Annotated in this window: 7 protein-coding genes and 4 pseudogenes; 6 read left to right on the top strand and 5 right to left on the bottom strand. The window is 62.1% G+C overall.

All coding sequences use genetic code 11. The features are described 5' to 3' along the window. Positions 1 to 26 precede the first annotated feature (26 nt). Positions 27 to 620 (top strand): hypothetical protein, encoded by a 594-nt coding sequence (locus tag ACFFDA_RS08360; RefSeq protein ID WP_404478660.1) that lies wholly within the window; start codon positions 27 to 29, stop codon positions 618 to 620. 272 nt (positions 621 to 892) lie between these two features. Further along, positions 893 to 1,012 (top strand): annotated as a pseudogene (locus tag ACFFDA_RS08355) (IS481 family transposase); the annotation flags it as partial. A gap of 549 nt (positions 1,013 to 1,561) precedes the next feature. On the opposite strand, the gene ACFFDA_RS08350 reads toward ACFFDA_RS08355, so the two are convergent. From ACFFDA_RS08350 to ACFFDA_RS08340, 3 genes and pseudogenes are all read right to left on the bottom strand, one after another. Next, on the bottom strand, positions 1,562 to 1,726 hold the full coding sequence (locus ACFFDA_RS08350) for a hypothetical protein (RefSeq protein WP_404478659.1): 165 nt from the start codon (positions 1,724 to 1,726) through the stop codon (positions 1,562 to 1,564). A 234-nt stretch (positions 1,727 to 1,960) separates the two neighbouring features. Further along, positions 1,961 to 2,266: a hypothetical protein gene (locus ACFFDA_RS08345; protein ID WP_404478658.1), complete on the bottom strand. Its 306-nt coding sequence runs from the start codon at positions 2,264 to 2,266 to the stop codon at positions 1,961 to 1,963. Positions 2,267 to 2,463: 197 nt separating this feature from the next. Beyond that, positions 2,464 to 2,826 (bottom strand): annotated as a pseudogene (locus ACFFDA_RS08340) (transposase); the annotation flags it as partial. A 154-nt stretch (positions 2,827 to 2,980) separates the two neighbouring features. Here ACFFDA_RS08340 and ACFFDA_RS08335 point away from each other — a divergent pair. Beyond that, positions 2,981 to 4,274 (top strand): annotated as a pseudogene (locus tag ACFFDA_RS08335) (IS110 family transposase). 190 nt (positions 4,275 to 4,464) lie between these two features. Here the strand turns inward: ACFFDA_RS08335 and ACFFDA_RS08330 are convergent. Both ACFFDA_RS08330 and ACFFDA_RS08325 read right to left on the bottom strand, forming a co-directional pair. Continuing rightward, positions 4,465 to 5,201 (bottom strand): annotated as a pseudogene (locus ACFFDA_RS08330) (transposase); the annotation flags it as partial. A 732-nt stretch (positions 5,202 to 5,933) separates the two neighbouring features. Next, on the bottom strand, positions 5,934 to 6,845 hold the full coding sequence (locus ACFFDA_RS08325) for a LysR family transcriptional regulator (protein ID WP_404478657.1): 912 nt from the start codon (positions 6,843 to 6,845) through the stop codon (positions 5,934 to 5,936). 114 nt (positions 6,846 to 6,959) lie between these two features. Between ACFFDA_RS08325 and ACFFDA_RS08320 the strand changes: the two genes are divergently transcribed. The 3 genes from ACFFDA_RS08320 to ACFFDA_RS08310 are packed head-to-tail and all read left to right on the top strand — an operon-like array spanning position 6,960 to position 10,713. Further along, positions 6,960 to 7,826 carry an NAD(P)-dependent oxidoreductase gene (locus ACFFDA_RS08320; RefSeq protein ID WP_404478764.1) on the top strand — a complete coding sequence of 289 codons (867 nt, stop codon included), beginning with the start codon at positions 6,960 to 6,962 and terminating at the stop codon, positions 7,824 to 7,826. Continuing rightward, complete coding sequence (locus ACFFDA_RS08315) at positions 7,823 to 9,361, top strand: aldehyde dehydrogenase family protein (RefSeq protein WP_404478656.1); 1,539 nt, start codon at positions 7,823 to 7,825, stop codon at positions 9,359 to 9,361. The genes ACFFDA_RS08320 and ACFFDA_RS08315 overlap by 4 nt, the downstream gene beginning before the upstream one ends. Next, positions 9,361 to 10,713, top strand: a complete 1,353-nt coding sequence (locus tag ACFFDA_RS08310; protein WP_404478655.1) for a DUF3100 domain-containing protein — start codon at positions 9,361 to 9,363, stop codon at positions 10,711 to 10,713. Before ACFFDA_RS08315 ends, ACFFDA_RS08310 begins: the two co-directional genes overlap by 1 nt. Position 10,714: the final 1 nt, after the last annotated feature.

The raw sequence follows: 10,714 nt of genomic DNA, 5'->3' as shown, positions 1-10,714 counted from the left end.
GTAAAGTGACATACGCGTCAAACGACATGCGTTATCGTTTCAACGCCGATTGGGGGATTCACAGCGATTCCATTATGTGCTTGATTCGTTCCATGTTGGAATTGCCCTTTGAACATGATGTCAGCATAGCCCGTAGCGGGGAGATAGCCGCTGTGATGGAGGCCATTGCGTCGCGCTCCGCCCGGCCGCGCTACACCTTCATGGTGCTCGATCTTATTGCCGGCGTTGCGGATGCAAACGGCCAAGCCGGGCCGTACGTCCGCCAGGGCAAAGAACTCGTGCCCATTCGTGAATGGTTGGCCGATGCCATGGCGCCAACGGCTGCGCGCCATCACCAGCGCAGGGCCATTGTTGAAAGTATCCGGGGCGAACTCGAAGTTAAGGGGCTGCTTCCGAAGCGGGATAGCGACGCGAAAAGTCTGGTGGCCGAAGAGGTCGCGCTTCGGGTGCGTTCTTCGGGAATGACATCAGTGAGCCGGGCCGTTTCCGAACTAGTCCGCGCAGGCTTGATCACACGTCATTACCAAGGTTACAAGGTCGATCATGCTAACCGGGGTGCCCAAAGGCTTGCGGTCTACACCGTTACGAGCGGGGCGAAGGCCGCGCTTGGCCGGGTGTGATCCGTCTCCGGAATGCTCCGGCTTTAGGTTACTTCGTCAAGGCAGCCCCGCAGCGACGGGGTTGAGCGAGCCGATATAACCTGCAACGGTTGCAGAGCCCACGTGGCCGAAGAAATTGCCACAACCCGCCGGACAGAGCTTTGCCGGCTGGCCAGGGCGCTTCGATGGCGTGAGAAGCGTCGATGGGCCCGCAACCTGGCGGACGTGTGCAGCTGCTATCGCGATCCGGGTTCGACCATTGTCACTGCCCGATAGTCACACTGAACGTTGGTTCGATGCTGTCGATCGAGGAAAAAGCGATCGTCGTCGCCTTTCGCCGGCACACGCTTCTACCGCTAGATGACTGCCTGAATGCCCTGTGGGCGCCGAGCACGCACCTGACGCGATCATCAAGTTCGCCTTTGTCGAGCTGCACAAGAGCGCCAAAACCGCGACTAACCTGCCGGCGTCGTTGTCCAGGGTCTACTATTCAAGGAAATGCTTCGTGCCCTAGCCGGACGAGGGCGCGAAGCGCCGCTCGATCTGGCCGGCGTTGTGTACCTAAAGCGGCGAGTAGCGCAGGATAAAACCAGCAGCGCAGCGCCATTACTTACCATCCCGTTCAAGCGTGTTCGCACCCAAATTCTTATTTCGGGTTGTGAGCCACAAAAAGAATGCGCCGAACAGGCCATATGCCGCGCAGAGCCTGACAAAACCGCTGTGAGTCAGGCCGCTCAGCGAAGCGATTGCCAGTGGGCCGAGAACCAGAAACGCCGTCCAATTGCCCTGGTGCAAGCGTTTTGCCACACCTGATGCAAGACAGCACATCAAGGCGACAGCCAGAAGGCTGCCGAAAACGGCACCAATGGCGGCTAAGCCTGCACCCGTCGGATCACGAGAGCCAAGCGTCGAGGCCGGCGTTTCCGAAATGAGGCTGCGAGGCGTTGGGGAAAAGACTGCTTCTAGCTCTCGGGATTTCGCCGGGCGCCGAGCACGACGTCGACGATCGCCTTGAAGAGCCTGAGCAGATCGGTTTCGTCTTGCGGGAAGCCGTAGAGCGCAGTTTCCTCCAGTGCTTGCCGGACATCATCTTCGGTCGCTTCACGCAGACGCTCGATCGTACTCATCGCCAATCCTCTCGTTGGGGCTGCCGCTCCGGGGCGTGGACGGTGGCAGTCGTTCTATCGTCTCTGAACTCACACGTCGATCGCGCTTCCAGGGACAACGCTTGCAGGATGCTTCAGGTAAAAGGTGGTCTGACGAGCTTGGAAAATGCTCTTTCCAAGCTTGGAAACGTTGCTACACCTATCGCAAAATAGAAGGAGAGGACATTTATGGAAACGAGGTTTCATTCTCGCGTTTTAGTAGTGCTGTTGGCTGTGATTGCTTTCGCGGTGCTGTTCGCCCCCTTTAGGAGCTGGATGCTGACATCCGCCGGCTTGCAGCATCCTGTCGCTGTTACCTTGCCCAAGCTGATCGCTCGATCGGGCGCGAACCTCTAGCCGCCGGTCGAACCCTGATTCCATCGTCATACGCAGCGCCATTGCTGTTTCGATGGGTGGCCGCTCGGCAGCTTCCATCAGCTCTTTCCCTCGCCCGGTGTTCAGTTCGTTGGAGCGCGGCTTGCTGAGCTGCCAGTCGGCGGTGTGGATGAAGCGCAGAGGCATGGTGTCCGCTGGTTGGGTCCGTCGTCTAGCCGGGGTTGGACGCCCCGGCTACGACAGAAGCGGTCAGGTGGCCTGGCGGGTTCTCCACGGATCCGCCGCCACGCGGATGGACCGGCAGGCTATTTCTTGCAGATGGTGTTCTGGCCGACGATCTGGCAGCGCTGCTGACGTGACCCCCGGATTTATTCCAGTCGGGATTAGAGCCGGGCAGCTTTGTTGCGCATGAGCGCGGATGAAGCAATGGCCTGTGGAGCGGAGCCCGGAGGGCGCAGCGGAGCAGGCCATTGCTTTTGCAGTTCGGCGGCGAAGGCCGCTGGGGTCTCGTAACCAAGGGATGAGTGCGGTCTCTGCTGGTTGTAATCCTCTGCCCAGGCGGAGATCACCACACGGGCATGGTCCAAACTCAGGAACAGGGTCTCGTTGAGCAGTTCGTCGCGCATGCGACCGTTGAAGCTCTCGACGTAGCCATTCTGCATCGGCTTGCCCGGGGCGATGTAGTGCCACTCCACGCCGATCTCGCCACACCAGGCAAGGACGGCGTTCGACGTCAGCTCGGTGCCGTAGCACATTGGGAAACGCCGGATCGGGAGCCGCTATGGCCCTGATGAAGACAAGGTCGCGAAGCGGCCGCCGGCTTCATCAGGGCAAGCCATGGCCGGCCAGCATGTGTCTAAAGTGAAGTTGTCGAGACAACACTTTGGAGGCCAACCGACCATGACCAAGCTCATCCCTACGCCTGCCGATGCCGTGCTGGTAGCCATCGATATGTCCAAGAACCGGCAGGAGGTTCTCATCGAGCGACCGGAAGGCGGGCGGCGCCGACGTATGACCGTTATGGCGACCAAGGAGGACTACGACGGCTTTGCCGAACAGCTCGCCGCCATCGGTCGTCCTATCGTCGTTGGATTTGAAGCGACTGGAAATTACCATCGCACGCTGGCGCACAGACTGCTGACCGCGGGGTTCGAACTGCGCCTCATCTCATCAGTCGCGCTCGCTCGAACCCGCGAAGCGCTCCATAATGGCTGGGACAAGAACGATTCCAAGGACGCGCAGGTGATCCTCCACATGCTGCGGATCGGCGCCACACAGCGCTACGTCGATCCGCTCGCCGCTGGGATCAACGACCTTCAAGAGCTGTCCAAGACCCACGAGGTCGTCTCCAGAATGAAGACGCAAACCTGGCATCGCATCTTGACCCATTACCTCCCCCTGTATTTTCCCGAGATGGCGCGCTTCGCCGGCAACAGTCGGTCGGATTGGTTCCTGGCGATGATCGAACGGTTCCCGACCCCAGCCAGCATCACCTCGCTTGATCGGGAAGAATTCTCTGCTGAGGTAGGGCCGCTGATCGGGCGCAAGGTCTCCAAAGCCCGTTTGATCAACGATGTGTATGCGACCGCCTGCAGTTCTGCGGCGTTGCCGGTGCCCGAGGACTCGATCGCAATCTCCATGTTTCGCATGGTCATCGCACAAGGTCGCAGCCTCATATACCAGCGCGACGAGATCGAACGGCTCGCCCATGCCCAGCTTGCAGAGCATGTGGATTACCAGCTGCTGCGCAATATTCCTGGCATCGGTCCGATCAACGCACTGACGATCCTGGCTGAGGCAGGCGACCTTCGCCGCTTCAACCATCACCGCCAGTTCCTCAAGTTCTGCGGCCTCGATCTTGCAACCTGCCAGTCCGGCACGTTTCGCGGTCGCACGAAGCTATCCAAGTACGGCAATGCGCGATTGCGTCGTACATTCTGGATGGCCGCCCAGGTCGCCGCCCGTCAGCGCGACAACAGCTTCCGCGACAAGCTCGGACGATATACCGCCGGGCACGCGGACGATGCCGATCGTCGCCGCAAAGCGATGACGGCGCTCACCGCCAAGATGGCGCGCGTGACTCACGCCGTTATCAAGACGGGGACAGAGTACCGGCCGTTTCTCGAACGGCCGGATGCCAGGTGGAAGGACCCCTCTCTGCAAGTGCCGTGAGGGCGCGAAAGCGACCCTGTAGATAATGTTCGGGCCTTCCACCTGGGTGCGTATCTCATTCTAAGGACGGTGAGGACCACGGCTGCTTCGGCGCCGCTGGATCCTGTGTTTGCTATGGCAGAGAGCGATCCCGTTGACGGTGGAAGCCATCTGGCTCAGAATGCATGCCGTGCCGATCATTGTCGGCGCATAGAGACCTGCTGGCCAAATCTCGCCGTTGCTTCCCTACCCAGGACGTTGTCGCTGACAATCATCCCAGGCTTGCCGCGCTCGGCGATCAGTTCGGTGAGTTCACGCACCACCCGACGCCCTGAGATCGACGTGTCCGGCACTGCGCGCAGGCACTCGCGGGTTACATCGTCGACGATGTTGAGCACCCGGAAACGACGCCCCGTCGCCAACTGATCATGGACGAAGTCCAAGCTCCACCGTTGGTTGGGTAGCGCCAGCACGGGAGCCCGTGCCCGTGCGCCGATGGCACGCCGCCGGTTTCTCCTGCGTCGGACCGCCAGCTTCTCCTCACTATAGAGCCGCTGCGTCTTCTTGCGGTTGATCACCACGCCCTCACGTCGCAGCAGAATGTGCAGCCGACGATAGCCAAACCGGCGGCGCTGCTGCGCAAGCTCCCGCAGCTTCGCCCGAAGATCGGCATCATCTTCCCGCTGTGACCGGTAACGCATGCTCTTCCGGTCTGCGCCGATAACACGGCACGCCCGCCGCTCGCTCATCCCCAGAACCGCCTGGAGACGAGCGACCGCCTCTCGCTTGGCAGCGGGCGTCACCAATTTTTTGCGAGAAGATCCTTCAGACCGCCATACTTGGCCTTCCAGTTGTAGATCGTCGCTTCCGATACCCCGTGGCGACGAGCCAGGTCGGCAGTCTTCGCGCCAGCCTCCTGCTCCTTCAGCACGCCGATGATCTGTTCTTCTGTGAACCTTGCTCGCTTCATTCGTCCGTCCTTCCATCAGGCCAGACTCTAATCAAGCTTGGAGGAAAATCCGGGGGTCACGTCAGTTGCGGTCGGCGGCAGCGCCACGTTTCTTGATCCCCATCGTTGAAAGCTGCAACGTCGCGGCGTAACCTAGACAGTGTTGTTATATTGTCCAGATACGCTGAGATGTTAGTCATCTCGACACCGGATAACTGATTGAAAAAGTAAGGTGGTTGTCAGCTCTCACTCCGCTTCAGGCGGCATTTCTGTGCGGACTGGGCGTCGGGAGGGTTTCGTCGGCGCTCGCCTTGTCTCCCACTAATCGCGATGAGTGTCGTTCGATGTCGGTTTGTTGCCCATTTTAAGGCGGAGACCCATCAACGATAGATTTCGCGAACGGTAGGTTCTGGTCATGCAATCTGGCTGCCGGAACGACTTGCACGAGGGCGAATCACTGCGCGCTCGCTGGCAACTCTGGATGACAGGTTCCGGTGTGGGCTGACCTTTGAGTGCCGACGTTGAAATGGCTATATTGGTTGGCAGCTGCCGGAAAAAGCGGAACGTCCGCTGCTGGGGATCGAAAATGGGGCGCTGAGCGTCTGAGAAGGGTCGTTCTGCCGGGGGGTAGCCGCAGGCTTGGTCGATTGCCGCTCTGATTATGATAATCAATCTAAGATCTGCTTAACGGCTTTCCCAAAATGGCCGTCAGCAGCGCGTCCCAGTTTAGCTGAGTTTTTCGCTCGCGTTCGCTCAATTTTCCCTAGATAGGGTCTGCAGGTCACTAATTAGGTAGCGTAGAAAGTTCTTGCTCGCGCTAGGAAGCTCGCGTCCCGATCGGCTGACCACATGAGCATGGCCGTTTAGTGCTTGCCCCTTGATCGGAATGGCTATCAAACGCCTTTCGGCGATCTCCTGCGCAGCGGTGAACGCAGGCAGCAGAGTGACGCCGCTGCAGTGGGCTGCAAAGTTCTTGAGCGCTGCGATCGAAGAGGTCGTCAACATTGTCGTAAGCCGCACGCCTTCGATCTGCTCCATGTTGCCCACGATCTGGCGAATGCCGAAGCTCTGGTTCAACTGCGCGACACCGTGCGGGGCCAAGTCTTGGATCGTCAGCGGGGACTCACGCTGTGCAAGTGGATGATCGGGAGCGACGATGGCGGAAACCGCTTGCCTAACCGCTACGTGCGATCGCAGCCGGGCATCGCGTGGCGGGCTGTAGACCAGGCCGATGTGCACCACGTCCTCGAACAGCATGCGTACGACGCCATTGGTGCCGGCCGTCTCGATCGACACGCTGATCTGCGGGTAATCGCGGGTGAAGCGCCGAAGGCTGTTGGATGTGACCAGGCCGATGAAACCTTCGCCCAAGGCAAGAATCACGTGGCCGCGCTTGAGGCTGCGCAAGTCGCCAATCTGGCTGACAGTGTCTTCCTGATCGGCAAGTCGGCGGTTGTAGTAGCCGAGCAGCAGTTCACCCGCTTCGGTCACGCGCACGCCCTTGTTGTGTCGTTCCAGCAGGGGCACACCCAATTGCCGCTCCATCATCGCGATCTGGCGGCTGACGGCAGAGGCGTTGATATCCAGCTTGTCGGCAGCAGCGCGCACGCTGCCTGCCTGTGCGGATTCGTGGAGATAGGCGATCCAGCGGTCGTCGAGTTTCATGGGCTTATCATGCCATGTGTTGACTGCAGCGCAACGCCAAGTTCGACAGGGCCTTCTTTCGGTGCCCCTCCGGTGTCCTATGCTTCGCTCCTACTCAGGAGACGTAAGAGTACAATGAAAGTCGGAATTATCGGCCTCGGCGCAATGGGTCGCGGCATGGCAGGCAGCCTGCTGGAGGCAGGTTTCCAAGTGGCGGGACACGATCCCGCCGTCAGCGAGATGTTCGCGGACAAGGGCGAGGCTTTCGCTCTTTTTCCAAAGGCTTTCGATCTGTGCGCGGATTGCGACACGATCATCCTGAGCCTGCCGACCGCGGCTGTGGTCGAGACCGTGATCGACGGCATGCTGAATGCCGCGAAAGCGGGCCTGGTGATCATCGACACCACCACTTCGCATCCGGATACCAGTGTGAGGGTCAGCGCGCTGCTCGCGGCGCGCGGTGTTGCTTATATCGACGCGCCGGTCAGCGGCGGACCTTCCGCGGCCGCGACCGGATCGCTGGGCATGGTGCTGGGCGGATCGGAGGATGACATTTCCGGCGTCGCTCCGGTGCTGGACGCGATCACCCGCATCCGTACGCATGTGGGCGGCGTTGGTGCGGGCCATGCGCTCAAGATCATCAACAACGCGCTGTGCGCCGCCAATCTGGTGCTCGGCGCGGAAGCGGTGCGGCTAGGGCAGGCTTACGGGCTTGATCCGCAGAACGTCATCACCGGCGTGAATTCCGGGTCGGGCCGCAGCGGCGTCACCGAAGTGAACTTCCCGCGCTGGATCCTGTCCGGGGACTTCGATTCCGGCTTCACCATGAAGCTGATGCGCAAGGACGTGCGGCTGGCCCGCGATCTGATCGCCGAGGCCGGACTGTCGCTGGACATGATGGGCGCCACTGTTGCCGCATGGGAAGACAGCGAGACCGCCATCGCCGACGGCGAGGATTTCAACCGCATTGTTGCCACGGTTCTGGAAGACGAAGCGAAATGAGCGTGATCGAAGGTACGAACCGCGCCAAGGCGCTGGCAGAAGCACTCAAGGCCTTCTGGCCCGAAGGCGGAGCAGGCGGATCGCATGTCGCGGGCCTGATGCTGGCGGGCGAGGGTGAGGACATCCTCATCGAGGACCCGGTTACGGGGCAGCCTCTCATTACCCTGAGCGACGCCGGAGAGGCCATCGCGCGCGAGGCTGCACAGGCCGCAAAGCGCGGGCTGGCGGTGTGGTCCGCGATCCCGGCGGCGCAGCGCGGCCGTATCATGCAGGCGGTCGGCGCCGGCGTTCGCGCCCGCGTGGAAGAACTGGCCGTGCTGGAGATGCTCGTCTCCGGCAAGCCGATCCGCGATTGCCGGGGCGAGGCGATGAAGGTCGCCGAGATGTTCGAATATTATGGCGGATGGGCGGACAAGCTGCATGGCGAAGTCATCCCGGTGCCCACCAGCCACCTTAACTACACGGTGCGCGAACCGTTCGGCGTGATCCTGCAGATCACCCCGTGGAATGCGCCGATGTTCACCGGCGGCTGGCAGGTGGCTCCGGCGATCTCCATGGGCAATGCCGTGGTGCTCAAGCCTTCGGAGCGCACGCCGTTCACGTCGCTGGCACTGGCGAAGATCGCCGAGGAGGCTGGCGTCCCTGCTGGCGTCATCAACGTGCTGGTCGGTTTCGGGCACACTACGGGACAAGCCGCGTTGGCCGCGCCGGAAGTGGCCAAGGTCGTCTTCGTCGGCTCGCCCGAAGTTGGCCGTCACATTGCATCGGCTGCAGGCCGGCTGCTCAAGCCTTCGGTTCTGGAACTGGGCGGCAAATCGGCAAACATCGTGTTCCCCGATGCGGACTTGCGCGCGGCTGCCCTGGGCGCGCAGGCCGCAATCTTCGCGGGTGCGGGCCAGAGCTGCGTTGCGGGATCGCGGCTGCTGGTCCATCGCTCCGTCCATGACGAACTGGTCGATCTCGTGGCGCGCGGCGCTGCCCGCATTCGGGTGGGCGATCCGGCTGACCCTGCCACCGAAGTCGGCCCAATCAACAACCGCAACCAGTACGGGCATGTCACCAGTATGATCGCGGGCGCTCTGGCCGAAGGCGCTGCGCTGGGCGGTGCGCTGGCGGCGATCCCGCAGGATGGCTTCTTCGTGGCGCCGACCGTGATCGCGGGAGCGACCAACGCCATGACCGTGGCGCAGGAGGAGGTCTTCGGCCCCGTCGTCGCCGCGATCCCGTTCGACACCGAGGAAGAGGCCATCGCCTTGGCCAACGACAGCCGTTTCGGTCTTGCCGGTGCGGTCTGGACGGGCGACGTCGGGCGTGCGCATCGCGTGTCGCGCAGCGTTCGGGCCGGGACGTTCTGGATCAATTCGTACAAGACGATCAACGTCGCCTCGCCCTTCGGCGGGTATGGCGAGAGTGGTTACGGCCGGTCGAGCGGCGTCGACGTGCTGCGCGAATATACTCAGATCAAGAGCGTCTGGGTTGAGACCGCCGCCACGCCGACCACAGCGTTCGGCTACGCGCCGGGCCTCGGCACCTGATGGTACAGGCCCCGGCTCTCGCTACGGCGGCGCCCACGGAGCGGCGCGGAGGGCTGCGTCTGGTGCTGGGCATGGCACTGATCGTGCTGATCGCCGAGTGGGTCGGGCCGATCGCCGTGCCGCTGCCGGTGGGGGCGGTGACGCTGCTCCCGCTATTGTGGGCGCTGTTGCTGGGTGCGGGATGGGGCATCGCTTCGGGCACGCTGCGCCTGCCGGCCATGCTGAGCCTGCCGCCGGCACTACAGGCACGGGCGAGCCATCTGCTGCAGTTCGCGTTGATGCTGTTTGTGGCGAAGCTGGGCCTGATGGTCGGCATATCGGTGCCGCGCGTGCTGGAGAGCGGCACGGGTCTGATCTTTCAGGAATTCGGCCATTTCCTCGGCACCATGGTGTTCGGCATGCCGATCGCGCTGCTGCTGGGCATCAAGCGCGAGGCGATCGGCGCGACGTTCTCGGTGGGACGAGAGCCGAGCCTTGCGATCATTGCCGAGCGCTTCGGCATGCAGTCCCCCGAAGGACGCGGCGTGCTGGCGGAATACCTTACCGGCACCGTGTTCGGCGCGGTGTTCATCGCGGTGCTGGCCTCCATCCTGACGGCCCTGAACGTGTTCGATCCGATCGCCATGGCGATGGGCTCGGGCGTCGGCTCGGGCAGCATGATGGCCGCTGCCGCCGGTGCCATCGCCGCGCAGCAGCCGCAGGAAGTGGCAAAGGACATCGCCGCCTTCGCCGCCGCCAGCAACATCATCACGACAACGGTGGGCACCTGGTTCACGCTGTTTATCTCGCTCCCCACGACGCTGTTCGCCTACCGCGTGCTGGAGCCGATCCTCGGGCGCCGCACCAAGGCCAGTGTCGATACTTCTCCCGACGATCTCGATGCGCCGAATTTCGATGAAGGCGGCGATATTGGCCCGCTGGCGATCTGCCTGTGCTGGCTGGCCTGCGCCGCAATGGCGGTGATCGCCAACGCGCTGAACTACAAGGGCGTGGTCGATGCCCCTACGTTCGCGGCGGCGGGGATCACCGTGCTGATCGCGCTGGTCTCCGTCACGCTCGCCCGCCTGTTGCCGGTGAAGATACCGGTGGTGTTGTGGTGCTCGGTGTTCGGCATGGCCGCGACCTACCCCGCATTTCCGTGGGCGGCGGCCATGGAAGAGGTCACGGACAAGCTCAACTTCATGGCCCTGTCCGCCCCGATCCTTGCCTTTGCGGGCTTGTCGCTGGCTAAGGATATTCCAGCATTCCGGCGGCTCGGCTGGCGGATCGTGGTCGTCTCGCTATTCGCCAATGCAGGCACTTTCATCGGCGCAACCATGATCGCGCAGTTCTTCGAACACCGTCCGGTCTGAG

Origin of the sequence: Novosphingobium sp. BL-52-GroH (assembly GCF_044813085.1) — a bacterium.
In the GTDB taxonomy this organism is placed as follows: Bacteria; Pseudomonadota; Alphaproteobacteria; order Sphingomonadales; family Sphingomonadaceae; genus Novosphingobium.
Note: the sequence above shows the minus strand (reverse complement) of the source record. Positions and strands in the feature narration are given on the sequence as shown.

Coding starts and splice junctions, on each gene's coding strand:
- ACFFDA_RS08310 (WP_404478655.1), top strand. CDS start 9,361: ATGGTACAGGCCCCGGCTCTCGCTACGGCGGCGCCCACGGAGCGGCGC.
- ACFFDA_RS08320 (WP_404478764.1), top strand. CDS start 6,960: ATGAAAGTCGGAATTATCGGCCTCGGCGCAATGGGTCGCGGCATGGCA.
- ACFFDA_RS08325 (WP_404478657.1), bottom strand. CDS start 6,845: ATGAAACTCGACGACCGCTGGATCGCCTATCTCCACGAATCCGCACAG.
- ACFFDA_RS08345 (WP_404478658.1), bottom strand. CDS start 2,266: ATGCCTCTGCGCTTCATCCACACCGCCGACTGGCAGCTCAGCAAGCCG.
- ACFFDA_RS08350 (WP_404478659.1), bottom strand. CDS start 1,726: ATGAGTACGATCGAGCGTCTGCGTGAAGCGACCGAAGATGATGTCCGG.
- ACFFDA_RS08315 (WP_404478656.1), top strand. CDS start 7,823: ATGAGCGTGATCGAAGGTACGAACCGCGCCAAGGCGCTGGCAGAAGCA.
- ACFFDA_RS08360 (WP_404478660.1), top strand. CDS start 27: ATGCGTTATCGTTTCAACGCCGATTGGGGGATTCACAGCGATTCCATT.